This is a genomic window from Nocardioides euryhalodurans (assembly GCF_004564375.1).
Classification (GTDB): Bacteria; Actinomycetota; Actinomycetes; order Propionibacteriales; family Nocardioidaceae; genus Nocardioides; species Nocardioides euryhalodurans.
In genome coordinates, this window is the sequence record NZ_CP038267.1 from 3,099,524 (window position 1) to 3,125,025 (window position 25,502).

At 72.6% G+C, this 25,502-nt stretch carries 31 protein-coding genes and 1 pseudogene; 14 read left to right on the forward strand and 18 right to left on the reverse strand.

The genetic code is table 11. From position 1 onward, the window contains the following. The first annotated feature begins 26 nt into the window (after positions 1-26). Complete coding sequence (gene rfbA / locus EXE57_RS14885) at positions 27-896, forward strand: glucose-1-phosphate thymidylyltransferase RfbA (RefSeq protein WP_135078817.1); 870 nt, start codon at positions 27-29, stop codon at positions 894-896. Here the strand turns inward: rfbA and EXE57_RS14890 are convergent. Both EXE57_RS14890 and gmd read right to left on the reverse strand, forming a co-directional pair. Further along, positions 841-1,827 (reverse strand): GDP-mannose 4,6-dehydratase, encoded by a 987-nt coding sequence (locus EXE57_RS14890; RefSeq protein ID WP_135078819.1) that lies wholly within the window; start codon positions 1,825-1,827, stop codon positions 841-843. The genes rfbA and EXE57_RS14890 overlap by 56 nt on opposite strands. A 1-nt stretch (position 1,828) precedes the next feature. Next, a complete protein-coding gene (gmd, locus tag EXE57_RS14895; RefSeq protein ID WP_135078821.1) occupies positions 1,829-2,809 on the reverse strand; it encodes a GDP-mannose 4,6-dehydratase in 981 nt (326 codons plus the stop codon). A 55-nt stretch (positions 2,810-2,864) separates the two neighbouring features. On the opposite strand from gmd, the gene galE reads away from it, so the two are divergent. Together galE and EXE57_RS14905 are read left to right on the forward strand one after the other, a co-directional pair. Further along, positions 2,865-3,878 (forward strand): UDP-glucose 4-epimerase GalE, encoded by a 1,014-nt coding sequence (galE, locus tag EXE57_RS14900; RefSeq protein ID WP_135078823.1) that lies wholly within the window; start codon positions 2,865-2,867, stop codon positions 3,876-3,878. Positions 3,879-4,046: 168 nt separating this feature from the next. After that, positions 4,047-5,078, forward strand: a complete 1,032-nt coding sequence (locus tag EXE57_RS14905) for a GNAT family N-acetyltransferase (protein ID WP_135078825.1) — start codon at positions 4,047-4,049, stop codon at positions 5,076-5,078. On the opposite strand, the gene EXE57_RS14910 is transcribed toward EXE57_RS14905, so the two are convergent. Beyond that, complete coding sequence (locus EXE57_RS14910) at positions 5,071-5,964, reverse strand: dihydropteroate synthase (RefSeq protein ID WP_135078827.1); 894 nt, start codon at positions 5,962-5,964, stop codon at positions 5,071-5,073. The genes EXE57_RS14905 and EXE57_RS14910 overlap by 8 nt on opposite strands. A gap of 84 nt (positions 5,965-6,048) precedes the next feature. Between EXE57_RS14910 and EXE57_RS14915 the strand changes: the two genes are divergently transcribed. The 3 genes from EXE57_RS14915 to EXE57_RS14925 all read left to right on the forward strand — a co-directional run bounded on the left by EXE57_RS14915 (position 6,049) and on the right by EXE57_RS14925 (position 8,076). Further along, on the forward strand, positions 6,049-6,705 hold the full coding sequence (locus tag EXE57_RS14915; protein WP_135078829.1) for a dihydrofolate reductase family protein: 657 nt from the start codon (positions 6,049-6,051) through the stop codon (positions 6,703-6,705). 101 nt (positions 6,706-6,806) lie between these two features. Then, positions 6,807-7,433, forward strand: coding sequence for a hypothetical protein (locus tag EXE57_RS14920; RefSeq protein WP_135078831.1), 627 nt, complete (start codon positions 6,807-6,809; stop codon positions 7,431-7,433). A 40-nt stretch (positions 7,434-7,473) separates the two neighbouring features. After that, positions 7,474-8,076: a rhomboid family intramembrane serine protease gene (locus tag EXE57_RS14925; protein WP_244246857.1), complete on the forward strand. Its 603-nt coding sequence runs from the start codon at positions 7,474-7,476 to the stop codon at positions 8,074-8,076. A gap of 103 nt (positions 8,077-8,179) precedes the next feature. On the opposite strand, the gene typA is transcribed toward EXE57_RS14925, so the two are convergent. Then, positions 8,180-10,084, reverse strand: coding sequence for a translational GTPase TypA (typA, locus tag EXE57_RS14930; RefSeq protein WP_135078833.1), 1,905 nt, complete (start codon positions 10,082-10,084; stop codon positions 8,180-8,182). A 61-nt stretch (positions 10,085-10,145) separates the two neighbouring features. Here typA and EXE57_RS14935 point away from each other — a divergent pair, with 61 nt between their 5' ends. Further along, entirely contained in the window at positions 10,146-10,610 is a 465-nt protein-coding gene (locus EXE57_RS14935; RefSeq protein ID WP_135078835.1) for a PPOX class F420-dependent oxidoreductase, read from the forward strand. Beyond that, entirely contained in the window at positions 10,607-11,488 is an 882-nt protein-coding gene (locus tag EXE57_RS14940; protein ID WP_135078837.1) for a ribonuclease HI family protein, read from the forward strand. Before EXE57_RS14935 ends, EXE57_RS14940 begins: the two co-directional genes overlap by 4 nt. Before the next feature lie 28 nt (positions 11,489-11,516). Here the strand turns inward: EXE57_RS14940 and EXE57_RS14945 are convergent, their stop codons facing one another. Both EXE57_RS14945 and EXE57_RS14950 read right to left on the reverse strand, forming a co-directional pair. After that, positions 11,517-12,206 carry an aspartate/glutamate racemase family protein gene (locus EXE57_RS14945; RefSeq protein ID WP_135078839.1) on the reverse strand — a complete coding sequence of 230 codons (690 nt, stop codon included), beginning with the start codon at positions 12,204-12,206 and terminating at the stop codon, positions 11,517-11,519. Between the two features lie 13 nt (positions 12,207-12,219). After that, a complete protein-coding gene (locus EXE57_RS14950) occupies positions 12,220-12,963 on the reverse strand; it encodes an SDR family NAD(P)-dependent oxidoreductase (protein ID WP_135078841.1) in 744 nt (247 codons plus the stop codon). A gap of 100 nt (positions 12,964-13,063) precedes the next feature. On the opposite strand from EXE57_RS14950, the gene EXE57_RS14955 reads away from it, so the two are divergent. Further along, on the forward strand, positions 13,064-13,453 hold the full coding sequence (locus EXE57_RS14955; protein WP_135078843.1) for a hypothetical protein: 390 nt from the start codon (positions 13,064-13,066) through the stop codon (positions 13,451-13,453). Positions 13,454-13,460: 7 nt separating this feature from the next. Here the strand turns inward: EXE57_RS14955 and EXE57_RS14960 are convergent, their stop codons facing one another. Continuing rightward, entirely contained in the window at positions 13,461-13,799 is a 339-nt protein-coding gene (locus tag EXE57_RS14960; RefSeq protein WP_167305926.1) for a thiol-disulfide oxidoreductase DCC family protein, read from the reverse strand. Positions 13,800-13,888: 89 nt separating this feature from the next. Between EXE57_RS14960 and mshA the strand changes: the two genes are divergently transcribed. Together mshA and EXE57_RS14970 are read left to right on the forward strand one after the other, a co-directional pair. Further along, on the forward strand, positions 13,889-15,148 hold the full coding sequence (mshA, locus tag EXE57_RS14965) for a D-inositol-3-phosphate glycosyltransferase (protein ID WP_425271684.1): 1,260 nt from the start codon (positions 13,889-13,891) through the stop codon (positions 15,146-15,148). Beyond that, positions 15,145-15,642, forward strand: a complete 498-nt coding sequence (locus tag EXE57_RS14970; protein WP_135078849.1) for a type III secretion system chaperone family protein — start codon at positions 15,145-15,147, stop codon at positions 15,640-15,642. Before mshA ends, EXE57_RS14970 begins: the two co-directional genes overlap by 4 nt. A gap of 10 nt (positions 15,643-15,652) precedes the next feature. Here EXE57_RS14970 and EXE57_RS14975 read toward each other — a convergent pair whose 3' ends face one another. The 4 genes from EXE57_RS14975 to EXE57_RS14990 form a co-directional block, all read right to left on the reverse strand. Next, the gene (locus EXE57_RS14975) at positions 15,653-16,162 is read right to left on the reverse strand and encodes an ASCH domain-containing protein (protein ID WP_135078852.1); all 510 of its coding nucleotides are present in this window, start codon (positions 16,160-16,162) and stop codon (positions 15,653-15,655) included. 11 nt (positions 16,163-16,173) lie between these two features. Then, entirely contained in the window at positions 16,174-17,094 is a 921-nt protein-coding gene (locus EXE57_RS14980; RefSeq protein ID WP_135078854.1) for a DMT family transporter, read from the reverse strand. Between the two features lie 138 nt (positions 17,095-17,232). Beyond that, positions 17,233-17,910, reverse strand: a complete 678-nt coding sequence (locus EXE57_RS14985) for a response regulator transcription factor (RefSeq protein WP_135078856.1) — start codon at positions 17,908-17,910, stop codon at positions 17,233-17,235. Continuing rightward, a complete protein-coding gene (locus EXE57_RS14990; protein ID WP_135078858.1) occupies positions 17,907-19,037 on the reverse strand; it encodes a sensor histidine kinase in 1,131 nt (376 codons plus the stop codon). The genes EXE57_RS14985 and EXE57_RS14990 overlap by 4 nt, the downstream gene beginning before the upstream one ends. A 121-nt stretch (positions 19,038-19,158) precedes the next feature. Between EXE57_RS14990 and phoU the strand changes: the two genes are divergently transcribed. Further along, positions 19,159-19,809, forward strand: a complete 651-nt coding sequence (phoU, locus tag EXE57_RS14995; RefSeq protein ID WP_135078860.1) for a phosphate signaling complex protein PhoU — start codon at positions 19,159-19,161, stop codon at positions 19,807-19,809. A 24-nt stretch (positions 19,810-19,833) separates the two neighbouring features. Here phoU and EXE57_RS15000 read toward each other — a convergent pair whose 3' ends face one another. From EXE57_RS15000 to EXE57_RS20395, 3 genes and pseudogenes are all read right to left on the reverse strand, one after another. Further along, positions 19,834-20,913 carry an S-adenosylmethionine:tRNA ribosyltransferase-isomerase gene (locus tag EXE57_RS15000; RefSeq protein WP_135078862.1) on the reverse strand — a complete coding sequence of 360 codons (1,080 nt, stop codon included), beginning with the start codon at positions 20,911-20,913 and terminating at the stop codon, positions 19,834-19,836. Next, positions 20,910-21,458 (reverse strand): SDR family NAD(P)-dependent oxidoreductase, encoded by a 549-nt coding sequence (locus EXE57_RS15005; protein ID WP_279633152.1) that lies wholly within the window; start codon positions 21,456-21,458, stop codon positions 20,910-20,912. Before EXE57_RS15005 ends, EXE57_RS15000 begins: the two co-directional genes overlap by 4 nt. 80 nt (positions 21,459-21,538) lie before the next feature. Further along, positions 21,539-21,637: pseudogene (locus EXE57_RS20395) on the reverse strand (short-chain dehydrogenase); the annotation flags it as partial. A gap of 71 nt (positions 21,638-21,708) precedes the next feature. On the opposite strand from EXE57_RS20395, the gene EXE57_RS15010 reads away from it, so the two are divergent. Then, complete coding sequence (locus EXE57_RS15010) at positions 21,709-22,269, forward strand: MerR family transcriptional regulator (protein ID WP_244247097.1); 561 nt, start codon at positions 21,709-21,711, stop codon at positions 22,267-22,269. On the opposite strand, the gene EXE57_RS15015 is transcribed toward EXE57_RS15010, so the two are convergent. Genes EXE57_RS15015 through EXE57_RS15025 form a run of 3 tightly spaced genes read right to left on the reverse strand, consistent with a single transcriptional unit; the run spans position 22,164 to position 24,222 of the window. Then, a complete protein-coding gene (locus tag EXE57_RS15015) occupies positions 22,164-22,907 on the reverse strand; it encodes a phosphoglyceromutase (protein WP_135078864.1) in 744 nt (247 codons plus the stop codon). The two genes, EXE57_RS15010 and EXE57_RS15015, sit on opposite strands and share 106 nt — an antisense overlap. Continuing rightward, a complete protein-coding gene (locus EXE57_RS15020) occupies positions 22,904-23,419 on the reverse strand; it encodes a hypothetical protein (RefSeq protein WP_135078865.1) in 516 nt (171 codons plus the stop codon). Before EXE57_RS15020 ends, EXE57_RS15015 begins: the two co-directional genes overlap by 4 nt. Before the next feature lie 44 nt (positions 23,420-23,463). Continuing rightward, a complete protein-coding gene (locus EXE57_RS15025; RefSeq protein ID WP_135078867.1) occupies positions 23,464-24,222 on the reverse strand; it encodes a UbiA family prenyltransferase in 759 nt (252 codons plus the stop codon). Between the two features lie 188 nt (positions 24,223-24,410). On the opposite strand from EXE57_RS15025, the gene EXE57_RS15030 reads away from it, so the two are divergent. Continuing rightward, positions 24,411-24,896 (forward strand): CarD family transcriptional regulator, encoded by a 486-nt coding sequence (locus tag EXE57_RS15030; protein ID WP_135078869.1) that lies wholly within the window; start codon positions 24,411-24,413, stop codon positions 24,894-24,896. A 123-nt stretch (positions 24,897-25,019) separates the two neighbouring features. On the opposite strand, the gene ispF is transcribed toward EXE57_RS15030, so the two are convergent. Beyond that, positions 25,020-25,439: a 2-C-methyl-D-erythritol 2,4-cyclodiphosphate synthase gene (gene ispF / locus EXE57_RS15035; protein ID WP_425271714.1), complete on the reverse strand. Its 420-nt coding sequence runs from the start codon at positions 25,437-25,439 to the stop codon at positions 25,020-25,022. Positions 25,440-25,502: the final 63 nt, after the last annotated feature.

Genomic DNA, 25,502 nt, shown 5'->3' on the forward strand with positions numbered 1-25,502 from the left:
ACCCTAAGGGCCGTTATTGTCCGCGCATGCGAGGGATCATCCTGGCCGGAGGAACCGGAACGCGCCTGCACCCGATCACCAAGGGCGTGAGCAAGCAGCTGGTCCCCGTCTACGACAAGCCGATGATCTACTACCCCCTGACCACGCTGATGCTGGCCGGCATCCGGCAGGTCCTGATCATCACCACGCCTCACGAGGCGCCGCAGTTCGAGCGGCTCCTCGGCGACGGCAGCGACTGGGGCATGGAGGTGACCTACGCCGTCCAGCCCAGCCCGGACGGCCTCGCGCAGGCCTTCGTGATCGGGGCCGACCACGTGGGGGAGGAGCCCGTGGCCCTCGTGCTCGGCGACAACATCTTCTACGGCGGCGGGATGGGCAAGCACCTGCGCCGCTTCTGGGACATCGACGGAGCAGCGGTCTTCGGCTACCGGGTGTCCGACCCCACGGCGTACGGCGTGGTGGAGTTCGATGCCGACGGGACCGCGATCTCGCTGGAGGAGAAGCCCGCGCAGCCGCGCAGCCCGTACGCCGTGCCCGGCCTCTACTTCTACGGCCCGGACGTCACCGAGCGGGCGCGGGCGTTGCGGCCGTCGGCGCGCGGCGAGCTCGAGATCACCGACCTCAACCGCACCTACCTCGACGAGGGGCGGCTGAAGGTGGAGGTGCTGCCCCGCGGCGCAGCATGGTTGGACACCGGCACGTTCGAGAGCCTCAACGACGCCAGCGACTTCGTGCGCACGGTCGAGAGCCGGCAGGGGCTCAAGATCGGGTGCCCCGAGGAGGTCGCGTGGCGCATGGGGTTCATCGACGACGACCAGCTCCGGGCGGCCGCCGGGGAGCTCACGAAGAGCGGGTACGGCGACTACCTGCTCGACCTGCTCCGCCACCCTCGCTGAGGTCGGCCTCGACCATCCGCCGCACCAGCTCGTCGAACGCGACGGTCGGCTGCCAGCCCAGCACCGTACGGGCCCGGGTGGCGTCTCCGACCTGCACGCCGGCGTCCCTCGGCCGCAGCCGGGAGCCGTCGACCCGGAGGTGGGCCTCCGGGTCGGGCACCCCGGCGTGCCGGAAGGCGGCGGCCACGAAGTCGCGCACCGAGTGGGCGACGCCAGTGGCCACCACGAAGTCGTCCGGCCGGTCGGCGCGCGCCGCGCGGACCATCGCGTCGACATAGTCGGGCGCCCAGCCCCAGTCGCGGCGGGCCTCGAGGTTGCCGAGCACGAGCTCGTCGGCCTCCCCGCGGGCGATGGCCGCCACGGTGCTGGTGATCCGGCGCGTCACGAACCCCGGCGGGCGCCGCGGCGACTCGTGGCTGTAGAGGACCAGGCTCGCGGCGTGCAGGCCGCGCCGTCGGTGGGTTGCGCAGGCGCGGTGCGCAGCGGCCTTCGCCTCGCCGTACGGGTTGACCGGCCGGAGGGGGGTGCGCTCGGTCTGCGGCTCGCTCCCGGGCTCCCCGAAGATCTCTGCGCTCGACGCCTGCACGAAGCGGACCTCGCGCCCCGACCGCTGCTGCACCTGCAGAGCCGTCTCGAGCAGGGCCACCGCCGCGTCGCCGTTGACCGCCGCCACGAGGTCCGGCTCCTGCCACGACCGGGCAACCGAGCTGACGGCCGCCAGGTTGTAGATCTCGTCGGGGGCCACGTCGAGCACCAGGCGGCGTACGTCGTCGTGGCGGGTCAGGTCGCCGAGGTGGACCTCCACGCCCGGGAGGTCCGGCCGCGGCTCCGCCTCGTGGGCGAAGCCGTGGACCTCGGTCCCCTCGGCGAGCAGCCGGTCGACGAGGTAGCGACCGTCCTGGCCGCCGACGCCGGTGACGAGGGCGCGCACGTCACCAGCCCTGGCGGGTGGCGGCCAGGTCGGACTCCACCATGGTCCGCACCAGGTCGGGGAAGTCCATCCGGGGCTTCCAGCCGAGCACCTCGCGCGCCTTGGACGCGTCGCCCACCAGGACGTCGACCTCCGCGGGGCGCAGCAGCCGCTCGTCGTGGCGGACGTGGGCCGACCAGTCGTCGATCCCGACGTGGGCGAAGGCCAGGTCGAGGAAGTCCCGGACCGAGCGGGTCTCCCCGGTGGCCACGACGTAGTCGTCGGCGGACGGCTGCTGGAGCATCAGCCACATCGCCTCGACGTAGTCCCCCGCGAAGCCCCAGTCACGCCGGGCGTCGATGTTGCCGAGGGTGACGTGGTCCTGGAGGCCGAGGCCGATCCGCGCCACCGCGCGGCTGATCTTGCGGGTGACGAACTCCGGGCCGCGGCGGGGCGACTCGTGGTTGAAGAGGATCCCCGAGCTGGCGTGCATGCCGTAGGACTCGCGGTAGTTGATCGTCATGTGGTGCCCGAACACCTTGCTCACGCCGTAGGGCGAGCGGGGCCAGAGCAGGGTGCGCTCGGTCTGCGGGACCTGCTGCGCCGCGCCGAACATCTCCGAGCTCGACGCCTGGTAGAAGCGGACCCGGGAGGGATCGTCGAAGGCGTGGAGCCGGATCGCCTCCAGCAGGTTGAGGACGCCCTTCGCGGTCACGTCGGTGGTGAGCGAGGCGTTCTCCCACGAGTAGGCGACGTAGGAGATCGCGCCGAGGTTGTAGACCTCGTCGGGGTCGGACTCGCGCAGCGCCCGGACCAGGCTCGACATGTCGGTCAGGTCGCCGGCGTGGAGCCGGACGTCGGGCAGCAGGTCGGACACCAGGTCACGACGGGGGTTGTTCTGCCCGCGGATCAGTCCGTGGACGTCGTACCCCTTGGCGAGGAGCAGCTCGGCGAGGTAGAGCCCGTCCTGGCCGGTGATCCCGGTGATCAGCGCGGTCGGCATGCGCCGATCATGCCAGCGTGCCGGGTCGGGGCCGACGGTCGCTACGCTGCCCGCCATGAAGGTCCTCGTGAGTGGTGGTGCCGGTTACATCGGGTCGCACACGGTCGTCCGGCTCGTGGAGGCCGGTCACGACGTGGTGGTCGTCGACAACTTCAGCAACGCGGTGCCCGCGGTGCTCGGTCGGCTGGAGGCCCTGACCGGGACCACCATCGCCAACCACGCCTTCGACCTGTGCGACCACGACAAGACCGCCCACCTCTTCGCGGTCGAGGGCTTCGACGCGGTGATCCACTTCGCGGGCTACAAGGCCGTGGGCGAGAGCGTGTCCAAGCCGCTGGACTACTACGAGAACAACCTCGGCTCGACGTTCTCGCTGCTGCGGGCGATGAAGCGCCACGACGTGTCCACGCTGGTGTTCTCCTCCAGCGCCACCGTCTACGGCACCGACCAGGCCGGCGCGACCGAGGACCGGCGTACGTTCGCGACCAACCCGTACGGCTGGACCAAGGTGATGCAGGAGCAGATCCTGCGTGATGTCGCCGAGGCCGCCCCCGAGATGCGCTTCGCCCTGCTCCGCTACTTCAACCCGGTCGGGGCGCACCCCTCCGGCACCATCGGCGAGGACCCCTCGGGCATCCCCAACAACCTGATGCCCTTCATCGCGCAGGTGGCCGTCGGCAAGCGCGACAAGCTGCACGTCTTCGGGGACGACTACGACACCCCCGACGGCACCGGCGTCCGCGACTACATCCACGTCGAGGACCTCGCCGCCGGCCACGTCGCCGCCCTCGAGGCGCTGACCACCACCACCGAGCCCGTGAACACCTGGAACCTCGGCTCCGGCCGCGGCACCAGCGTCCTGGAGCTGCTCCACGCCTTCGAGAAGGCGGTCGGGCGCGAGCTGCCCTACGAGGTCGTCGCCCGCCGCCCCGGGGACGTCGCCACGTCGTACGCCGACCCGGCCAAGGCCAACGCCGAGCTCGGCTGGCGCACGCTCAAGTCGGTCGAGGAGATGTGCGCCGACACCTGGCGCTGGCAGTCGCAGAACCCGGACGGGTACTCGGTCTGAGGGTGGCCGGGGGCCTTGGGCTTTACCCGGTCGGCCGGGTATCCCGGGGGTTCGTCACGCATGCAAAGGGCACAAGGGTCCGGTTTCCCCGGCCAGCCGGGGAAACCGGCCGACCCCCCGCACTAGGGTCACCTGCATGACCGACCACCGGGCCACGGACGGCTGACGATGCCGACCCGCACGCTCGTCCTGCTGCGGCACGGCAAGTCCGACTGGTCCGGCAACCACGACGACCGGCACCGGCCGCTGACCGGTCGGGGCCGCCGGCAGGCCGCCGAGGCCGGTCGCTGGCTGGCCGGGCACGGGCCGGCGCTCGACCTCGCGGTGGTGTCGCCCGCGACCCGGGCCGCCGCGGCGTGGGAGCTGGCCGCGGCGGAGCTCCAACACTCACCGGCGGTCCGGCTGGACGAGACGGCGTACGCCTTCGACGGCATGGCGCTGCGTCACGTGGTCCGCGACCTCCCCGCGGAGGCAGGCGCAGTCGCCCTGGTCGGCCACAACCCCGCCCTCGAGGAGCTGGTCGAGCTGGTCGCCGACGTCCGGCTGACGCTGTCGACCTCGTGCCTGGCCGTGCTCGCCTGGAAGGGCGGCTGGGCGGACGCCGGGAGCACGCGGGCCCGGGTGCTGGCCCACGGCCGGCCACCGACGCCCCCCGCCGGCGAGGTCGTCGTCAGGACGAGGCGCGACGGCGACGTCCCGGGACTCGTCGAGGTCCTGGCGGCCCAGCAGGCGGTGAGCCGCTACCCGATGCGGTGGCCGCTGCCCTTCCCCGTCGAGGAGTTCATCGTCCGTCCCGGACAGGTGGTGGCGTGGACGGCCGAGCTGGACGGGCGACCCGTCGGGCACGTCGCCGTCCACGAGCCCGCGCCGGACAGCCCGCTGACCGACCTGTGGGCCGCGGCGCACGGCCGGCCGCCCGAGCAGCTCGGCGTGCTCGGCACCCTCTTCGTCGACTCCGGCCTGCGGGGATCGGGCATCGGCCGACGGCTCCACGACACCGCTCTGGACTGGCTCCACGACCACGACCTCGCGGCGTGCCTCGACGTGGTGCCCGTGCACCGGCCGGCGGCGCAGATGTACGCCGCGCTGGGCTGGCGCGTCGTCGGACACGCGCGCCCGGCGTGGCTGCCGGCGTCCGCCCCCGACGTGGTAGCGATGGTGCACACCGGGTCGCCGGGCGACCCGACCGGACTCAGCTGACCTCGAGCACGTCGAGCGCGCGCAGCACCCGGTGCACGTGCGCCGTCTCGTGGGTCCTCACCAGCTGGGTGCCCCCGAGGGCGGCGAGGACGGTGAAGAACCCCTCACCCTTGCGGAACTCGTCCTCGAAGAGGTCGTAGCTGTGGGGCAGCGAGATCCCGACCGGGACACCGAGCGAGCGCAGCCGGAACGACTGGGACAGGATCCGCGTCTGGTGGCGTACGCGCTCCAGCGGCCGGTCGAGGTTGGTGTAGTGGAACCCGACCCCCGGGTCGACCACGATCCGCTCGACCCCCAGCGAGCGGGCCCGCTCGATCCGCGGTGCGAAGTGGTCGGCGAGCACCGCCATCGCGTCACCGTCGACCGGCAGCTCGGAGGCCTCGCGCACGTTGGCGCCCTCGCCGAAGCACATCAGCACGGTCGCGTCGTGCTCGGCGACCAGCCGCAGCATCTCGTCCTCGTGCTCGCGACCGGTCAGGTTCAGCATCCGCGCGCCGGCGCCCAGGACGGCGGCCACGACCTCCGGCTCGTAGGTCTCGACCGACAGCACCACCTCGTCCCGCAGCGCCGCGACGACGGGCAGCAGCCGGTCGACCTGCTGCGAGGCGGTGACCCGCCCCGCGCGCTCGCTGCTGGCCTCGGCGCCGACGTCGACGATGTGCGCGCCGAGGGCGGACTGGACCCGTGCCATCCGGACCGCGGCCTCCGTGGAGACCGCCACGCTCTCGCGGTACGTCGAGTCCCGCGAGAGGTTGATCGTCGCCATCACCGTGACCGAGCCGTCGCGCACGACCACGCCGTCGGCGACGGTCACGGGCTGGACGGGCAGGGCGGCGTCGCTGCGGCCGGCCTCGTGGAGCGCCGCGAGCGCGGCCAGGGAGATCACCCCGTCGAGTCTAGGGAGGGGGGTCGCAGGAGTCGGCCGGGCATCGGCTACCTTCAGGGCTCGACGTCACATGGGGGTGTGCGTATGCGAGTCCTGATCGGTCCCGATGCTTCGCTGCGGGAGGTCTACGCCGCACCGGACGGGCCCTGGCTGCGGGCCAACATGGTCGCCACCGTGGACGGCGCGTCCACCGGCGTCACGGGCACCAGCAGCTCCATCAACAACGAGGCGGACAAGATCGTCTTCGACCTGTTGCGCGAGCTCTCCGACGCGCTGGTGGTCGGTGCGGGCACGATCCGCGCCGAGCGCTACCGACCCAACCCCAAGCCGGTGGTGGTCGTGAGCCGGAGCGGTTCGGTGCCGGAGACCTTGCGCGGTCCGGGGTCGGGCCCGGTGCTGATGGCCACCTGCTCGCAGTCGCCCGGACTCGGCGAGGCGCGCGAGCTGCTCGGTGAGGACCAGGTGATCGTGCTCGGCTCCCACCGGCTGGACCTGCGGCGGATGCGGGCCGAGCTCGCCGAGCGGGGCTTCGAGAAGCTGCTGTCCGAGGGTGGTCCCCACGCGCTGCGGGACCTGCTCGACCAGGGCTGCGTCGACGAGATCGACACCACGATCGTGCCGCGCGTGATCGGCGGCCACCACCCGCGGATCACCGACGGTGCGCCGGTCGACGTACCCCTCACGCTGCACACGCTCGTCGAGCACGAGGGAACCCTGCTCACCCGGTGGATGTCCGCCTGACCCTTTCGGGTGGTTGTGCGCGTGGTCCCTCCCCATCGGAGGATCCGTCCCCTACGCTGTGCCGCACCCCCCGGTTCTTCAGCACGAGCAAGGGGGAGCTCATGCGAGTCGACTGGGTGCCGTACTCCGCATCCGGCCTGGTCGTCGGTGCCGCCGGACTGTCCGTCGGGGCGCTGCTGATGCCGCAGCCCGGGGACCCTGCCTCACCACTGGGGATGGGGGCCGGTGAGGACGACCGATGGCTGGCGATCTCCGTGCTCTACCTGCTCGCGGCGGTCGGGCTGGCCGTCGGGCTGCCTGCGGTGACGTCGATCTTCGACCGGCGCGGTGCCCGCTGGGCGCTCGTCGGGGTGGGGACCCTGGCCGTGGGGATCCTCGGAGCCGCCGCGTACGCCGTGCTGATGTCGGTGCTGCGTGCGCTGGTCGTGGGCGGGGTGCCGCTGGCAGGCGGCGTCGGCGGCCTGGCCGAGGACGCCTGGCTGGCGGTGCTGCTCCACGGCTGGGTGTCGGTGTTCGCGGTGGGGGAGGTGCTGATCGCGATGGCGCTGCTGCAGGCCCGGCGGGTGTCGCGGTGGGTGCCGGCGCTGATGCTGGCCCACGCCGGGCTCACCCCGCTGGCCCCGATGATGCCGGTCGCCCTGGCCGCGGTCACCGCGCTGACCGCGACGATGGCCTTCGCGGGGCTGGGGATAGCGGCCAACAGGCGCAGCCTGCCGCCCATCCTGTGAGCCGGCCGCGGCGCTGGGTGGTGGTCGGTAGGTTGCGAGGGTGAGCACGCGCACGACCACCGACGACCCCACGATGTCGTGGGTGAAGGCCGGCCTGCTCAGCCTCGCCTTCGTCGCCCTCCTGTGGGTGGTGGAGATCGTCGACGCCACCCAGGGCGGGGACCTCGACTCCTACGGGATCCGTCCCCGCACCCAGGAGGGCCTCTGGGGGATCCCCGCGGCGCCCTTCCTGCACGGCGGCTGGGACCACCTCGAGGCGAACTCCGGTCCGCTGCTCGTGCTCGGCTTCCTCGTCGCGACCGTGTCGGTCGGTCGCTGGCTGGCCGTGATGGCCTGGGCGGCCGTGGTCAGCGGGCTGGGCGTCTGGCTGCTCGCCCCCGCCAACTCGCTCACCATCGGGGCGTCCGGGCTGGTCTTCGGGCTGCTGACCTACCTGATGGTGGCCGGCTTCCTCGAGCGTCGGCCGATGCGGATCCTCGTCGGCGTCGCGGTGTTCCTGTTCTACGGCAGCGTGCTGCTCGGTGTGCTGCCCGGTGCCGCGGGCGTGTCGTGGCAGGGCCACCTGTTCGGGGCCGTCGGCGGTGTGGTGGCGGCGTACGTCCACGCCGGGCGGCGTCGGGCGCGCGACCCCTACGCCGCGTGAGGCCTCCGCGCCGCAAAATCGGATAGTCCCCGAACCTCTGGTCGTCGACGCGTCCGTCCGGCGACCGAAGATTCGGGGACTACCCAACCCGTGGGGGTGACAGTTACTTCGACTTGCGCGCCCGCGACGCGATCTTGGCGCGCTCGTTGGCGTCGAGGATCAGCTTGCGGATGCGGACCGTCTCGGGGGTCACCTCGACGCACTCGTCCTCGCGGCAGAACTCCAGGCACTGCTCGAGCGACAGCTTGCGCGGCGGGATCAGCTTCTCGAAGTTGTCGGAGGTGGCGGACCGGATGTTGGTCTGCTGCTTCTCCTTGGTGATGTTGACGTCCATGTCGTCGGCGCGGGAGTTCTCGCCGACGATCATGCCCTCGTAGACCTCGGTGGTCGGCTCGACGAACATGACGCCCCGCTCCTGCAGGTTCGTCATCGCGTACGCCGTCGCCGCCCCCTTGCGGTCGGCGACCAGGGAACCGTTGTTGCGGCCGCGGATCTCGCCGGCCCAGGGCTCGTAGCCCTCGGAGATGTGGTGGGCGATCCCGGTGCCGCGGGTGTCGGTTAGGAACTCGGTCCGGAAGCCGATCAGGCCGCGCGCCGGGACCAGGAACTCCATCCGGACCCAGCCGGTGCCGTGGTTGGTCATCTGCTCCATCCGGCCCTTGCGGGAGGCGAGCAGCTCGGTGATGGTGCCGAGGTACTCCTCGGGAGCGTCGATCGTGAGCCGCTCGACCGGCTCGTGCACCTTGCCGTCGACCTCGCGGGTGACCACCTGCGGCTTGCCGACGGTCAGCTCGAAGCCCTCGCGGCGCATCTGCTCGACCAGGATCGCCAGCGCCAGCTCGCCGCGGCCCTGCACCTCCCACGCGTCGGGACGCTCGGTCGGGAGGATCCGCAGCGACACGTTGCCGACGAGCTCGGCGTCGAGGCGGTCCTTGACCAGGCGGGCCGTCACCTTCGCCCCCTTCACCTTGCCGACCAGCGGCGAGGTGTTGGTGCCGATCGTCATCGAGATCGCGGGCTCGTCGACGTGGATCAGGGGGAGCGCGACGGGCGACTCGGGGTCGGCGAGGGTCTCGCCGATGGTGATCTCGGGGATGCCGGCGATGGCGACGATGTCACCCGGGCCTGCGGACTCGCCCGTCTTGCGCTCCAGGCCCTCGGTGACGAGGAGCTCGGTGACGCGGACGTTCTTGACCTCACCGTTGCGGCGCATCCACGCGACGGTCTGGCCCTTCTTCAGGGTGCCCTGGTGGATCCGCAGCAGCGCCAGCCGGCCGAGGAACGGCGAGGCGTCGAGGTTGGTGACGTGAGCCTGCAGCGGCGCGCCCTCGTCGTACGTCGGCGCGGGGATCGACTCCAGGATGGTCCGGAACAGCGGCTCGAGGTCGGGGGAGTCCGGCAGCCCGCCGTTCTCGGGGACCTCGAGGCTGGCGCGGCCGGCCTTGGCGCTGGCGTAGACGACCGGGAAGTCCAGGGCGTCCTGGCTGTGCGACTCGTCGAGCAGGTCCATGAAGAGCTCGTAGGTCTCGTCCACGACCTCGGCGATCCGTGCGTCGGAGCGGTCCACCTTGTTGACGACCAGCACGACCGGCATGTCGGCGTTGAGCGCCTTGCGGAGCACGAACCGGGTCTGCGGCAGCGGGCCCTCGCTGGCGTCGACGAGCAGCACGATCCCGTCCACCATCGACAGCCCGCGCTCGACCTCGCCACCGAAGTCGGCGTGGCCCGGGGTGTCGATGATGTTGATGGTCATGCCTCCGGCATGTCCGTCAACAGTGGTTGCGGAAGGGCCGGTGTAGTGGATCGCGGTGTTCTTCGCGAGGATCGTGATCCCCTTCTCCCGCTCGAGGTCGCCGGAGTCCATGACCCGGTCGCCGACACCCTCGGCCTGGTGCTCGGTGAACGCGCCGCCCTGGCGGAGCATGGCGTCGACGAGCGTGGTCTTGCCGTGGTCGACGTGGGCGACGATCGCGACGTTGCGGAGATCACTACGAGTGGTGGTGGGCACCGATGAATCCTACGGAGCCTCGGCCCCACCCCACGATTCCTCGCGTCCTACGCTGTCGGGCATGGCTTCCATCGCGACGAACACGACGGTCGACCGGGAGGGGCTGCTCGACTTCGCACGCGAGCGGCACCGCTACGCGTTGATCACCACCCGGCAGGACGGCCGCCCCCAGGTCTCACCCGTCACCGGCGGCGTCGACTCCACCGGCCACCTGGTGATCTCGACGTACCCGGAGCGCGCGAAGGCGCGCAACCTGCGGCGCGACCCCGCGGCGACGGTGCTCGTGATGTCCGACGAGTTCGACGGCCCGTGGGTGCAGGTCGACGGGACCGCCGAGGTGCTCGACATGCCCTCGCAGGAGGCCGAGGACGGGCTCGTCGACTACTTCCGCTGCATCGCCGGCGAGCACGACGACTGGGACGAGTACCGCGAGGCGATGCGCCGTCAGGGCAAGTCCCTGGTCCGGATCTCCGTCGAGTCGTGGGGCCCGGTCGCGACCGGCGGCTTCCCGCCCGACCGCGCATGACGCTGGTCGCTGCCGCCGACGGGTCCGCGCTGGGGAACCCCGGCCCGGCCGGGTGGGCGTGGTACGTCGACGACGACTGCTGGGCCAGCGGGGGCTGGCCCCACGGCACCAACAACATGGGCGAGCTCACCGCCGTGCTGGACCTGCTGCAGCAGACCGCCGGGATCGAGGACGACCTGCGGGTCATCTGCGACTCGACGTACGCCATCAAGGCGATCCGGGAGTGGATGCCGGGCTGGAAGCGGCGTGGCTGGAAGAAGGGCGACGGCAAGCCGGTCGCCAACGTCGAGATCATGAAGGCGCTCGACGCGGCCATGGACGGGCGCCGCGACCGGGTCGCCTTCGAGTGGGTCAAGGGCCACAGCGGGCACCCGCTCAACGAGGCGGCCGACAAGCTCGCCAACGCGGCGGCACTGGCCTTCCAGAACGGGGAGCAGCCCGCCCACGGGCCCGGCATCGCGGGCCGCCGCGGCGAGCACGCGTTCGAGGTGACCAGGCAGCCGGAGCCGGACGCCGACCTCTTCTCGCTGGTCGAGGAGCCCTCCGACGAGGACACGGTGGTCGCCCTCGAGCGGTCGCTGCTCACCGACGACGTCCGCGCGGACCCCGCGGCCGTCGCCGCGCTGCTCCACCCCGACTGGGAGGAGATCGGCCAGTCGGGCCGCCACTGGTCACGCGAGGAGCTCCTGGCCGAGATCGGCCCCCTGGACGAGGCGCTGTCGCTCGAGGTCCTCGGCATCGACCGGGTCGGCGACGACACGCTGCTGCTGGTCTGGCGCTCGGTGCGGGGCACCGGGTCGACGCTGCGCAGCTCGCTGTGGGTGAAGGCGTCAGGCCGCTGGGTGCAGCGCTTCCACCAGGGCACGCCCGAGGCCTGAGGGGGCGGCCGGGAGACCGCCCGGGGGCTCAGGCCAGCGCGCGGTCGAGCGCCGCGTTCACGTGCAGCGTCGTGCACGGGAAGACCGGCAGCTCCACGTCGGACTGCGAGATCAGCAGCTCGAGCTCGGTGCAGCCGAGCAGCACACCCTCGGCGCCCGCGTCCCAGAGGTGGTCGATGATGTCGACGACCCGGCGCCGCGTGGCGTCGACGACGCGGCCGTGGACCAGCTCGTCGTAGATCGCGGTGTTGAGGAAGTCGTGGTCGTCGGCCGGCGGCACCAGCACCTCGACGCCCAGGCTCGCCATCCGGTCGCGGAAGAACGGGTCCGACATGGCGACGGTGGTCCCGACCAGGCCGACCTTGGTCGTCTTGGCGGCGTGGCAGGCGTCGGCGACGACGTCGGCGAGGTGCAGCAGCGGGATGCCGACCGCGGCCTCCACCTGGTCGGCCACCTTGTGGAAGGTGGTCGTGCAGAGCAGCAGGAAGTCGGCCCCGGCCCGTTCCACCCCTCGGGCGGCCTCGGCCAGCAGCTCGCCGATCCGGTCCCACCGCTCGGCGTCCTCGAGCGCGGTCAGCTCCGCGAAGTCGACCGTGGAGAGCACCAGCGTGGGGGAGGAGAGCCCGCCGAGACGTTGCTGGACGCCGAGGTTCAGGTCGCGGTAGTAGACGAGGCTGGACTCCCAGCTCATGCCTCCGACGAGTCCGATGGTCTGCACGTCGCCGAGTCTCTCAGACCCGGTGGACCTTGTGCTGGGCCGCTTGCGCCCGCGGCCGGATCACCAGCTCGTCGATGTTGACGTGGGAGGGTCGGGTCGCGATCCAGCCGATCGCGTCGGCGACGTCCTCGGCGACCAGCGGGTCGGGGACGCCCTGGTAGATCGCGTCCGCCTTCTCCTGGTCGCCGTCGAAGCGCACGAGGGAGAACTCGTCGGTGCGGACCATGCCGGGCGCGATCTCCGAGACCCGGATCGGCTCGCCGCACAGCTCGAGCCGCAGCGTCTCGGTGAGCACCTGGGTGCCGTGCTTGGCGGCGGTGTAGCCGCCCCCGCCCTCGTAGGCGATCCGTCCCGCGGTCGAGCCGACGTTGACGACCAGGCCGTCGCCGGAGGCGCGCAGGGCGGGCAGCAGCGCCTGGGTGACGTGGAGGGTGCCGAGCACGTTGACGTCGTACATCGCCCGCCAGTCCTCGGGGTCGGCCGAGGCGACCGGGTCGGACCCGAAGGCGCCGCCGGCGTTGTTGACCAGCACGTGGAGCACCCCGCCCACGGCGTCGGCGAGGCCCGCGACCGACTCGCGCGAGGTGACGTCGCACTCGACCGCGACGCCACCGATCTCGCCGGCCAGCTGCTCGATGCGGTCCGTACGGCGTGCGGCGCAGACGACCCGGAACCCCGCTGCTGCGAGGGTCCTGGCGGTTGCGGCCCCGATCCCGCTGCTGGCACCCGTGACGACGGCAGTCCGTGGTTCGCTCATGGCCATGATTGTGCCGGGACCACCCGTCCGGGTGAGAGCGAGGCCGTCCGGATGGCAGTATTGGGCGATCCTGATCGCGTCGTGAGGAGCCGAGGGGGCCATGAACCTGCGCGTCCTGGGTCTGGTGGCGGGCCTGCTCGGCGGCCTGTGCTGGGCCGTCCGGTGGGGGGTCGAGCTGGCCGGAAGCAGCCCGTCATGGGGTGACACCGCCCAGCTGGCGGGGCTGGTCCTGATCGGACTCGCCCTGGCCGTCGTCGGCGCGGGCCTGGTCAGTCGCAGCGCCCTGTGGCTGCGCGTGATCGTGGCCGTCGCGTTCCCGCTGCTCGTCTGGTCGGTCTACCTCGTCGTCAAGGGCGACGCGGACGGCGTCACGCTCGACGGGGTGCTCGGCGCGCTCGCGGTGGTCGGGTCCGCCGTCCTGCTCGCGACCGGTCGTCGCAGCGACCCCGCGCCGCGCGGTGGCCGGCACGGGTCCCACGCCTCCCGCTGAGGGACGCTCAGCCCAGCCACGAGGGGAAGCGGCCGCGGTGGGTCGCCACCCAGGCGTACGCCCGGCTCGCCAGCGGCGAGACCGGCCGGCTCCCGAGGACCCGGCCGGCGAGCCGCACCGGCAGCCAGCGGCTGGTCCGCAGCGCCCGGGCGATCGCCGCGTGGCCACGGTGGCGTACGCCGGCCTCGTCGACGTACCAGACCGCCTCGGCGAGCTGTTCCCGCGTCAGCCCCAGGGCACCCGGGTCGACGGCGGACGCCGGGACCGCCTCGACGCGGACGCCGAGCCGACGCCCCCAGCCGAGGCTGCGGCGGCAGAAGCCGCAGTCGCCGTCGTACACCAGCACGACCCCAATCTAGGCGGCCGATCCGGCGACGTGGAATGAGCACGGCCCCGCGTGCGTTGAGCCAAGGACGTCCGCAGACAGGAGACCGCGTGGAGCGCCGCATCGAACGCGTGGCGATGATCAGCCTGCACACCTCACCCCTCGACCAGCCGGGCACCGGTGACGCGGGGGGCATGAACGTCTACGTGGTCGAGCTCGCCAAGCGGCTCGCCACGCGAGGCGTCGAGGTCGACGTCTTCACGCGTGCCACCGGGTCCGTCCAGCCGCCGAGCGTGCTCGCCGCGGACGGGGTGCTCGTGCGACACATCACCGCCGGGCCCTTCGAGGGCCTCAGCAAGGGCGAGCTGCCCGGTCAGCTGTGCGTCTTCGCGCGGGAGGTGTTGCGCGCGGAGGCGGTGCAGCCGGTCGGCCACTACGACGCCGTCCACTCCCACTACTGGCTCTCCGGCCAGGTGGGAGCACTGGCCCGTGACCGCTGGGGCGTCCCGCTGGTCCACTCGATGCACACCATGGCGAAGGTCAAGAACGAGGCGCTCGCGGAGGGCGACACCCCCGAGCCCGAGGGTCGCATCATCGGCGAGGAGCAGGTGGTCGCCGCCGCCGACGTGCTCGTCGCCAACACCGACATCGAGGCCAAGCAGCTGATCAACCTCTACGACGCCGACCCGGGCCGGGTCGAGGTGATCCACCCCGGCGTCGACCTCGACGTCTTCCGGCCGCAGGACCCCCGTGCCGCCCGACGCGGCCTCGGCCTGCCCGAGGACGCGCACGTGCTGCTCTTCGCCGGCCGGATCCAGCCGCTCAAGGCGCCGGACGTGCTGCTGCGCGCCGTCGCGGTGCTGCTCGACGACTCGCCGCAGCTGCGGTCGCAGCTCGTGGTCCCCGTCGTCGGCGGCCCGTCCGGCTCCGGCCTCGAGCACCCCGAGGCGCTGGCCGACCTCGCGAGCGGCCTCGGCCTCGACGACGTGGTGCGGTTCGTGCCGCCCGTGGCCCAGCCCGAGCTTGCCCAGTGGTGCGCCGCAGCCGACCTGGTCGCCGTTCCCTCCTACAACGAGTCGTTCGGCCTGGTGGCCGTCGAGGCGCAGGCGACCGGTACCCCCGTGGTGGCCGCGGCCGTCGGCGGCCTCACCACCGTCGTCCGCGACGGGCACTCGGGCCTGCTGGTCGACGGCCACGAGCCGCGCGACTGGGCCGTCGCCATCAGGCGGCTGATCACCGACGGCGAGCTGCGGTCCCGGCTGTCGGCGGGCGCGGTCGAGCAGGCGCGGGAGTTCTCGTGGGAGCGGACCGCGGACCGTACCCTCGAGGTGTACGAGCAGGCGCAGACCGTGATGGAGGAGGCCTCGTGACCGACGTCGCCCAGGTGATCCGTGACCACCTGACCGATGTGGGGATCGACCACGAGGAGCTCTCCGAGGGCGTCTTCTCGCTGCGGCTGCCCGGCGAGCGCAAGCTCGAGACCGCCGTACGGCTCGACGTCGGACCCCACGCGCTCGGCGTCCACGCCTTCGTGTGCCGCCGGCCCGACGAGAACTTCGAGGGCGTCTACCGCTGGTTGCTGCAGCGCAACCTCCGGATGTACGCCGTCGCCTTCGGCATCGACCCGCTCGGCGACATCTACCTCGACGCACGGCTGCCGCTCTCGACGGTCACCCCCGAGGAGCTCGACCGGCTGCTGGGCTCGGTGCTGACCTACGCCGACGAGTCCTTCAACACCATCCTCGAGCTCGGCTTCGGGTCCGCGATCCGCAAGGAGTGGGAGTGGCGGACCTCCCGCGGCGAGTCGACCCGCAACCTCGACGCCTTCCGGGGCTGGCTGGAGTCCGGCGCCCGGCCGGTCTGACGCAGCGGGCTCAGTCGTCGGCGAGCTCCGGCGGCCAGACCACCGTGAAGCGCTCCAGCAGGATCTCGTCCGTCTCCGACCACTCCTGCCCACGGGCGGCGCAGGTGCGTCGCCAGTAGCGGCTGTGCTCGCGCCGCCAGCTCTCCAGCGTGCGGTCGTCCTCGCCCTCGTCCCACGCGAAGGCGGCGTCGACCTGGTCGAAGGTCGTGACCCGCAGCTCGGTGCTGCGGAGCACCACCCGCGGCACCCCTTCGCCGTCGCACGCGATCCAGTGCGCGCCGACGCGCGGCAGCGGGTCACCGGCCGACACGAACGCGTCGACCAGCTCGGCGGTGGCCCGCTTCGGGCCGTGGGTCACCAGGCGTAGCAGCTCGTCGGCGAGCCGGGCCGAGTCGCCGAACCGCTCGACGGTGTGCTCCGGGCCGGTGCGCGCGAGCTCCGGGCGGGCGGCGGCGTACGTCTGCCACATCTGCTCGGCGGCGTCGACGTCGAGGGGCGCGGACTCTCGCGGGTCGGTCACGGACGCATTGTTCACGACGGCGTGAGGGCCGGCTCCTCGGCCCGCTCCCGCGGCCGTGGCCGACGCCGCGCGACCGCCACGCCGACCAGGGCGAGCGCGCCGCCGACGTACGCCATGGTCGGCGGGACCTCGTCGAGGAACACCAGCCCCATCACGATCGTGATCGGCGGCACGAGGTAGGTCGTGATGCCGAGCCGGCTGGCGTCCATGTGGGTGAGTGCATAGGCATACGTCGTGAAGGCCAGGGCCGTCGGGAACACCCCGAGGTAGACCAGCCACCACACCGACGACGCCGGCGCCTCGCCCACCTCGGAGACCAGCTGCCCCGCCCACGGCAGGCACGAGACCGCCCCGATCGTGCAGGCCAGCCACGTCACGTGGACGCTGCGCATGCGCCGCATCAGCGGCTTCTGCAGGATCACGCTGACGGCGTACGCCGTGGCGGAGACCAGCACCAGCACGACCCCCACCAGGTCGCGGTCACCGCCCGGCGACGTGGCCGTGCCGATGAGCGCGATGCCGCTGAAGGCGAGCGCCAGCCCCAGCGCGAGCCAGCGGGTGAACGGCTCGTCGAGGAAGACCGCCGCCAGCAGGGCGATCAGCACCGGTGAGACCTGGATGAGCATCGCGGCGGTGCCGGCGTCGACGCGCTGCTCACCCTCGTTGAGCGCCACGTTGTAGAGGCCGAACCACAGCACCCCGATGATGACCAGCGAGCGCCACTCGGCCGCGGTGGGACGCGGGAGCCCGCTGGCGAGGGCCACCACCGCCAGGCACGCGGCACCGACGACCAGCCGCCCCAGCGACAGCGCGCCCGGGGAGAAGTCCGACCCCAGGTGGCGGATCGCGACGAACGCGCTCGCCCAGAAGACGAGGGTGGTGGCGACCGCGGCGAGCGGCAGCCAGCTGGGAGGTGTCGACGTCCGGGTCACGCCGCCAGCCTAGGAACCCCGGACCCCGCGGGACACGCGGTTATCGGACGTCGCGCCGCGACTTCCCGCCAATCGGGTGGGTGGACCTGGGTGGTGTCGGTCTCCTCGCTCAGGCGGGGAGACCGACGACCCGCAGGATCACAGGTCCAGCTTGTAACCCAGCCCCCGCACGGTCACGAGGAACGTCGGGGCCGCCGGATCGGGCTCGAGCTTGGCGCGCAGCCGCTTCACGTGGACGTCGAGGGTCTTGGTGTCGCCCACGTAGTCCGAGCCCCAGACCCGGTCGATGAGCTGCCCCCGGGTGAGCACCCGGCCGGGGTTGCGCAGGAACATCTCGAGCAGCTCGAACTCCTTGAGCGGCAGCCGCTGCTCCTCGCCGTCGACGGTCACGACGTGGCGCTCGACGTCCATCCGGACCGGCCCGGCCTCCAGCGCGGAGGGCGCCAGGTCGGGCTCGACCCCGCGTCGCAGCACCGCCCGGATCCGGGCGACCAGCTCACGGGGGGAGTACGGCTTGGTGACGTAGTCGTCGGCGCCGAGCTCCAGCCCGACGACCTTGTCGACCTCGTCGTCCTTCGCCGAGACCATGATCACCGGCACGCTGGACGTCGCCCGGATCTGCCGGCACACCTCGGTGCCGGGCAGACCGGGGAGCATCAGGTCCAGCAGCACGATGTCGGCGCCGTTGCGGTCGAACTCGGTCAGCGCGTCGGGGCCGGTCGCCGCGACGGCGACGTCGTACCCCTCCTTGCGCAGCATGTAGGCGAGAGCGTCGCTGTAGCTCTCTTCGTCCTCGACGACGAGTACCCGGGTCACCGGCCTGTCTCCTGATTCCTTCTCGGGAGGCGGAGCGTGAAGGTCGAGCCCTGCCCCTCCACCGACCACACTCTCACGTCGCCACCGTGGGTGGCCGCGACGTGCTTGACGATCGAGAGGCCGAGCCCGGTGCCGCCCGTGGAGCGGTGGCGCGCCGGGTCGACCCGGTAGAAGCGCTCGAAGATCCGGTCGACCTCGCGTTCCGGGATGCCGATGCCCTGGTCGACGACGGAGATCTCGACGGACTCCTCGAGCCCCTTGGTCGAGACCAGCACCGTCGAGTCGTCCTCGGAGTACGCGACGGCGTTGGCGACCAGGTTGGCGACCGCGGCCGTGATCTGCTCGCTGCTGCCGAACACCTCGAGCCCGGTCGCGCCTCCGGTGACGATCGAGATCCGGCGCGCGTCAGCATCGATGGCGCTGGTGTCGACGGCGGTCTTGACGATCTCGTCGACCTGGATCGGGGCGGGCTCGTCCACCGGCTCGTCCCCCTGCAGGCGGGAGAGCTCGATGATCTGCTGCACCAGCCGGGTGAGCCGGTCGGACTCGGTGATCATGCGTCCGCTGAAGCGCTGCACCGCCTCGGGGTCCTCGGCGGCCTCGTGGACGGCCTCGGCCAGCAGCCGGATCGCCCCCACGGGCGTCTTCAGCTCGTGGCTGACGTTGGCGACGAAGTCACGACGAACCGCTTCGACCTGCCGCTCCCGCGTACGGTCCTCGACCAGGGCGAGGACCAGGTGGGAGCTCAGCGGGGCGACCCGCGCGGTGACGTGGCGGGCGGACAGGCCGGCCCGGTGGATGAGCAGCTCGGTCTCGCGGATCTGCCCGTCGCGGCGAACCTGGGTGACCAGGGTGGCGAGGCCCTCCGAGACCAGCGAGCTGCCCCGCACCAGCCCCATGGAGTACGCCGGGGCGCTGGCCTTGAGCACGACGTCGTCCTCGCCGACGAGGACCGCGCTGCTGCGCAGCACCGACAGCACGGTGGCGACCCCGGGGGGCACGACCGGCTCCTCGAGGGGCGCGATGCGGCGCTGCTGCCGGTCGCTGACGGCCCAGGCGAGCACGGCACCACCGGCCACGAGCGCGCCCGTGAGGGCGGCGAGCAGCGCCTGGAGCGTCGGGTCCACGCGCCCAGCGTACGGTGGGATTCACCCACAGTTCCTCGCCGAGACGCCCCGCAGTCGACTGTTCACCGCCCGTTCACGGATCCTCCCCGTCTGGTCACCTGGGCCACCTAGGGTGGGTGACATGCGTGAGGCCTTCCATGAACAGCTCGACTCCGTCTTCGGCGACCTGGCAGACGTGTGCCGCCTGGTCGAGATCGCCGTCCGCGACGCCACGGCAGCCCTGCTGCAGGGCGACGCCGAGATCGCCGAGCGGGTGATCAGCTCCGACGCGACCATCGACTCCGCGCGCGAGAAGATCGAGGACAAGTGCTTCTCGCTGCTCTCGCTGCAGCAGCCCGTCGCGGGCGACCTGCGGGTCGTCGTGTCCGCGCTGCGGATGATCAGCGAGCTCGAGCGGATGGGCGACCTGTCCGTCCACGTCGCCAAGATCGCCCGGCTCCGGGTCCCCGAGGTCGCCGTGCCGGAGCAGATCCGGCCCACCATGACCCGGATGGCCGAGGTGGCCGAGGACATGGTCGCGCGGGTGTCGCGGATCATCACCGACAAGGACGTCGAGGCGGCCATCGAGCTCGGCCGCGACGACGAGATCATGGACCAGCTCCGCCGCCGCAGCTTCACCGAGCTGCTGAGCGACGACTGGGCCCACGGGGTGGAGGCCGCCGTCGACGTGGCGCTGCTGGGCCGCTACTACGAGCGGATCGCCGACCACGCCGTGTCGGTCGCCAACCGGATCGTCTTCGTCGTCACCGGCCAGATCCCCGTCGACGCCTGAGCCCATCTCGGCGCTGGGCCACGCTCAGCGCCGCAGCAGCAGGGCCGAGTCGCCGAACTCGTGCCAGAGGTAGCCCGCGGTCGAGGCCACGTCGTACGCCGCCTGGGCGGTGTCCCGGCCGGCGACGGCCTCGACCAGCAGCAGGTGCGAGGCGCCCGGGTCGTGCCACCCGGTGACCAGTCCGTCGACGACCCGTGGCGGCTCGGCCGGGGTCACGACTCGCTCGGTCCAGCCGCGTGACGCGGTGACCCTGCCGTCCCGCGCGACCGCCGACTCCAGCGCCCGGGTCGCGGTGGTCCCCACCGCGACCACCCGGCCGCCGGCGGCCCGGGTGGCCCCGACGAGCCGCGCGGTGGCGGCCGGGACGTCGTACCACTCGGGTTGCGGCGCCTCGCCCGCCTCCTGGGAGGAGAAGCCGGTGTGCAGGGTCACCGGGGCCATCCGGACGCCCCGGTGGGAGAGCGCGGCGAGGACGGCGTCGCTGAAGGGCCGGCCGGCCGACGGCATCTCGACGCTGCCCGGCGTCCGCGCGAAGACCGACTGGTAGGCCGCGAGCGGGTAGTCGCGGTCGAGGTAGCCGTAGCTGATCGGTCGGCCGCGGTGGCGCAGCGACGCCGCCAGGTCGCCGGCGACCACGCGCGCCCGCCAGAGCCGGTTGCCGGTACCGGTGGGGGAGGACCCCTCGCCGGGGTACGCCGCGACGAGCCGCAGCTCCGCGCCGCGGACCCGCACCCGGTCGCCCGGGGAGGCGACGAGGACGGACCGCCCGGCGTCGGGCGCGGTCCGGAGCTCCACGACGTGCTCGCGGTGTGCCAGCTCGCTCCCGACGTGCAGGACGACCTCGCCGGCAGCGTCACCGTTGGCCGGGTGACGGCTGCCATCGAGCTGGCCCGGCACCACCGCGGAGTCGTTGACCACCAGCAGGTCGCCGGGGTCGAGGTGCTCGGGCAGGCGGGGGAACCGGGTGTCGACGGTGCCGGCCGGGCTCGCGACGAGCAGCCGTACGCCGTCGCGCGGCAGCCCGCGGGACTCGGGCGGCCCGGCGGCGAACGAGGTCCCGGGGGCGGTGAAGGTCGTGGTCGGCCGCAGGGCGAGGGTCGTCACGCGGGCACCTCGACGTTCTCCCGAGGCAGGGCGACGTCGGCGGCGCGCAACCGTCCCGAGGCCGGGCGCTGCTCGAGCAGGGCGCGCAGCCGCGGCACCACGGCGCCGGGCAACGGCCGATCGGAGATGTCCTCGCCGGGGAAGGCGTCCTGGTGCATCCGGGTGCGCATGTCGCCGGGGTCCACGGCGTACGCCGTCAGCCCGGTCTCGGCGCCGAAGGTCAGCACCAGGTGGTCGAGCGCCGCCTTGGCGGCGCCGTACGGCCCCCAGGTCTCGTAGTGCTCGACCGCGGCGTCGGAGGAGATCCCCAGCACCACGCCCTGCCTCCGGAGCAGCGGTGCGGTGAGCTCGATCATCAGCGCCGCGTTGGCGCCGGCCGTGCCCCGGATCGTGTCGCCGAGCTCGGCTGCGGTGAGCTCGCTGAGCGGCCGCATCGGGAGCGGGCCCAACGTGCTGGCGTTGAGCACCAGGAGGTCGAGGCCGCCGAGGCGCTCGACGGCCTCGACGAGGGAGGCCCGGTGGTCGGCGTCTGCGACGTCACCCACGACGGCGCCGTGACGCGGTCCGACGCGGAGAGGGATCCGACGCCGGAAGCGAGCCGGGAGGAGTTCCGTGCGTCGGTGACGACCTGCCACCCGTCGTCGGTGAGGGAGCGGACGAGCTCGAGGCCGAGCCCGGCGGAGCCCCCGGTGACGAGGGCGGTGCGGTTGAGTTCGTGTGTCATGCCTGCCAGTATTCAAGCTCAAGTGAACTTGAGTTCAAGGAGCGAGGATGGACAAGCGCGACCTGCTGCCGATGGGGGAGATCTCCGCCAGGAGCGGCTTCGCTGCCTCGGCGCTCCGCTTCTACGAGGCGGAGGGCCTGATCACGGCCTCGCGCTCGCCGGGCGGCCGACGGCTCTTCGAGCGCAGCGTGCTGCGCCGCCTGGCCTTCATCCGGGCGGCGAGCAACATCGGCCTCACCCTGGAGGAGATCCGCGGCGAGCTCGACGAGCTCCCGGCGTCGCGGACGCCGACCAAGGCGGACTGGGGCCGCATCTCCCGGCACTGGCGCGGCCGGGCTCGACGAGCAGATCGCCGCTCTCGAGAAGCTGCGCGACGGGCTCGACTCCTGCATCGGCTGCGGCTGCCTGTCGCTGCAGCGCTGCGCGTTCTCCAACCCCGGCGACGTCGCAGCCGTCGGCGACGACGCCCCGGGAGCGGCCTACCTGCCGCCCGTGCTGCGTCGGCAGCACCGGGTCGGATGAGGCGTCAGCGCCCCTGGTTGGCCACGGCGGCAGCCGCCTCGGCCGCGGCGTCCGGGTCGAGGTACTCGCCGCCGACGACCGTGGGCTGGAGCGCGCCGTCGAGGCGGTAGACCAGCGGCATCCCGGTCGGGATGTTGAGGCCGGCGATGTCCTCGTCGCTGATGCCGTCGAGGTGCTTCACGATCGCGCGCAGGCTGTTGCCGTGGGCAGCGACCAGCACCGTCCGGTCGGCCTCGAGGTCGGGGACGACCGCCGACTCCCAGTAGGGGAGCATCCGGCCGATGACGTCCTTGAGGCACTCGGTGCGCGGCATCTCGTCGCCGAGGTCGGCGTAGCGCGGGTCGCCGGCCTGCGACCACTGGTCGTCGTCGTCGAGGGGTGGTGGCGGGACGTCGAACGAGCGACGCCACGTCATGAACTGCTCCTCGCCGTACTGCTCGAGGGTCTGCTTCTTGTCCTTGCCCTGCAGCGCCCCGTAGTGGCGCTCGTTGAGGCGCCACGAGCGACGCACGGGGATCCAGTGGCGGTCCGCGGCGTCGAGCGCGAGGTGGGCGGTCGTGATCGCGCGACGCTGGAGCGAGGTGTGGACGACGTCGGGCAGCAGCCCGGCCTCGCGCAGCTGCTCGCCGCCGCGGACGGCCTCCACGCGGCCCTTCTCGGTGAGGTCGACGTCGACCCAGCCCGTGAAGAGGTTCTTGGCGTTCCACTCGCTCTCGCCGTGGCGGAGCAGGACCAGGGTGTAGGTCATCCGTGGTCTCCCACCGGCTCGGCGACCTCGCACTCGCCGCCGACCCCGTCGAGGCCTTCGTACTCGTCGCAGTTGGCCACCACGGGGACGTCGAGCTCGACCAGCTCGCCACCCTCGAGCTCCACGGTCATGGTGACCAGGCCCCCGGCCTCCACCTCGCCCTCGACCCCGACGCCCTGGTCGTCCTCGGCGAGGTTGACGATCCCGTTGGGCTCGATCTCGATGGGGGAGAACTCCGGGACCTGGACGGCCTCGGGGTCCTGCGGGGTGATCGCGGCGACAGTGGCCGGCTCCTCGAGGTCGTTGTTGACGAAGGACGCGATGAACGTGCCGGAGCCCTCCTCGGCGGAGACCACCACCGCGCCGAGGACGTCGACCGACGTCTCCCGGTCGGACGTGCCGACGACGATCGTGTTGACCCGGTCGGTCGCCTTGTCGAAGCCGCACGCGGTGAGGGGCGCGGTCATCAGGAGCGCGCCGGTCAGCAGCGCCAGGGAGCGTCGCATGTGCATGGGCAGCATGCTAACGGTCGTGGGCGGCCCTCCGTCCGGTCAGGTCACTGCGTCAGCCCGACGCGGGCGCCGGTCCCCAGCAGCGCTGCCAGCACGAGCGCCGTCGCGACCAGCGTCGCCCACAGCAGCCGGGGTGCCCCGATGCGGAGCGCGAGCCGCAGCGGCAGGTGGCGCAGCCCGTCCTCGTTGTCGGCCACCAGGCCCGGGAGCGCGGCCAGCACGTGCACGCAGACGCCGAGCAGGGCGGCGAGGAAGGTCATCGCGACCTCCGGCGGGGCCTCCCGGCCGACGCCGCCCCAGCCGCCGTAGGCGAGGAATGCGGGATAGAGGGCGTACGACGCCGCCCACGTCAGCCACGAGAGCATCCCGCGGCGCAGCACGACGTTGCCGACCAGGCCGAGGACGAGGGCGCCGAGGTAGGCGCCGGCCGCCCACAGGCCGTGGAAGACCGCCAGCGGCACCACGAGCAGCACGCCGACCGCGAGCCAGAACCACATCGAACCCGGGTCGAGCCGCCCCTGCGCCAGGGGCTTGTCCTGCCGGTCGTGGGCGGTGTCGCGCTCCCTGTCGACGAGGTCGTTGTGCCAGCCGAGGACCGCCTGGCCGACCACTGCGGTCGCGAGCACCATGGCGACCTCCCGCGTGGGGCGGCCGCTGAGGGCGGCGCCGCCGGCGAGCCCGAGGGCGCTCAGCAGGCCGAGCCGGGGGTGCGCCGCCTGCACCATGGCGACGGGGCGCCACGAGCGCCACGAGCGCTGCGTACGCCGCCGCGGCGGCCCGTCCGCGGTGGTGGTCCCGTCCATGGCAGGCAGTATCGACCACGCACCCCTCCGTGGCAGCAGGTTCGGGCACCCGGCGAGCCGGGGCTCGGGCTCCACCACACGAACACGTGTTCTGTCAAGCCCGCATTGGGCCTCTGACCTGCGCAAACGTGGCGGGAGCACTCCCGGGGCCGTGTTAGACTGGTCACCTGGAAAGGGGTACTTGACATATGACTTTCACCGTCGGCGAAACGGTTGTTTACCCGAATCACGGAGCCGCAGTCATCGAAGACATCGAGATGCGGAAGATCAAGGGAGAGGACCGGCAGTACCTCGTCCTGCGGATCGTCGCCCAGCAGGATCTCGTCGTGAGGGTCCCGGCCTGCAACCTCGACCTGGTGGGCGTTCGCGACGTCGTCGACAAGGAGGGTCTCGACCGTGTGTTCGACATCCTCCGTGCCGCGCACGTCGAGGAGCCGACCAACTGGTCGCGTCGCTACAAGGCCAACCTGGAGAAGCTGCACAGCGGAGACGTGATGAAGGTGTCCGAGGTCGTCCGCGACCTCTGGCGCCGTGAGCGTGACCGTGGCCTCTCCGCAGGCGAGAAGCGGATGCTGGCCAAGGCGCGACAGATCCTGGTCTCGGAGCTGGCCCTGGCCGAGCACACCAACGAGGACAAGGCAGAGGCGATCCTCGACGAGGTCCTCGCTTCCTGACCCTGCACCACCTCATGGCACGGCCCCCGGGAACTCCCGGGGGCCGTTGTCGTGCACTTCCCGGACGTTGCCACACCCGGGAGGTGCAGGGACCGCCCCGGCGCCGGTACGCCTGTGCGAGGCTCAGTCCGCTCGCTGCACGAGGGCGGTCGCGATCGCGGCAACGCCCTCGCCGCGGCCGGTGAGGCCGAGCCCGTCGGTCGTCGTGGCCGAGACCGTGACCGGGGCGCCGGCCGCTGCGCCCAGCGCGTCCTCGGCCTCGCCCCGGCGCGGGCCCAGCCGGGGCCGGTTGCCGATCACCTGCACGGCCACGTTGCCGATCTCCCAGCCCGCCTCGCGCAGCCGCCGGGCGGTCTCCGCCAGCAGGTCCGTCCCGGACGCCCCGGCCCAGCGGGGCTCCGCCGTACCGAAGTTGCTCCCGAGGTCGCCCAGGCCGCTGGCCGACAGCAGCGCGTCGCACGCCGCATGGGCGGCCACGTCGGCGTCGGAGTGGCCCTCGAGGCCCTGCGGCTCCTCGGGCCAGGCGAGTCCGGCGAGGTGCATCGGGACCCCGTCGACGAGACGGTGGACGTCGGTGCCGACACCGATCCGGAGCGTGGGATTCAC

Excerpts from the sequence above, each read along its gene's own strand:
- rfbA (WP_135078817.1), top strand. The coding sequence starts at position 27 with ATGCGAGGGATCATCCTGGCCGGAGGAACCGGAACGCGCCTGCACCCG.
- gmd (WP_135078821.1), bottom strand. The coding sequence starts at position 2,809 with ATGCCGACCGCGCTGATCACCGGGATCACCGGCCAGGACGGGCTCTAC.
- galE (WP_135078823.1), top strand. The coding sequence starts at position 2,865 with ATGAAGGTCCTCGTGAGTGGTGGTGCCGGTTACATCGGGTCGCACACG.
- EXE57_RS14905 (WP_135078825.1), top strand. The coding sequence starts at position 4,047 with ATGCCGACCCGCACGCTCGTCCTGCTGCGGCACGGCAAGTCCGACTGG.
- EXE57_RS14915 (WP_135078829.1), top strand. The coding sequence starts at position 6,049 with ATGCGAGTCCTGATCGGTCCCGATGCTTCGCTGCGGGAGGTCTACGCC.
- EXE57_RS14920 (WP_135078831.1), top strand. The coding sequence starts at position 6,807 with ATGCGAGTCGACTGGGTGCCGTACTCCGCATCCGGCCTGGTCGTCGGT.
- EXE57_RS14935 (WP_135078835.1), top strand. The coding sequence starts at position 10,146 with ATGGCTTCCATCGCGACGAACACGACGGTCGACCGGGAGGGGCTGCTC.
- EXE57_RS14940 (WP_135078837.1), top strand. The coding sequence starts at position 10,607 with ATGACGCTGGTCGCTGCCGCCGACGGGTCCGCGCTGGGGAACCCCGGC.
- EXE57_RS14950 (WP_135078841.1), bottom strand. The coding sequence starts at position 12,963 with ATGAGCGAACCACGGACTGCCGTCGTCACGGGTGCCAGCAGCGGGATC.
- EXE57_RS14955 (WP_135078843.1), top strand. The coding sequence starts at position 13,064 with ATGAACCTGCGCGTCCTGGGTCTGGTGGCGGGCCTGCTCGGCGGCCTG.
- phoU (WP_135078860.1), top strand. The coding sequence starts at position 19,159 with ATGCGTGAGGCCTTCCATGAACAGCTCGACTCCGTCTTCGGCGACCTG.
- EXE57_RS15010 (WP_244247097.1), top strand. The coding sequence starts at position 21,709 with ATGGGGGAGATCTCCGCCAGGAGCGGCTTCGCTGCCTCGGCGCTCCGC.
- EXE57_RS15015 (WP_135078864.1), bottom strand. The coding sequence starts at position 22,907 with ATGACCTACACCCTGGTCCTGCTCCGCCACGGCGAGAGCGAGTGGAAC.
- EXE57_RS15020 (WP_135078865.1), bottom strand. The coding sequence starts at position 23,419 with ATGCACATGCGACGCTCCCTGGCGCTGCTGACCGGCGCGCTCCTGATG.
- EXE57_RS15025 (WP_135078867.1), bottom strand. The coding sequence starts at position 24,222 with ATGGACGGGACCACCACCGCGGACGGGCCGCCGCGGCGGCGTACGCAG.
- EXE57_RS15030 (WP_135078869.1), top strand. The coding sequence starts at position 24,411 with ATGACTTTCACCGTCGGCGAAACGGTTGTTTACCCGAATCACGGAGCC.
- ispF (WP_425271714.1), bottom strand. The coding sequence starts at position 25,439 with ATGCACCTCGCCGGACTCGCCTGGCCCGAGGAGCCGCAGGGCCTCGAG.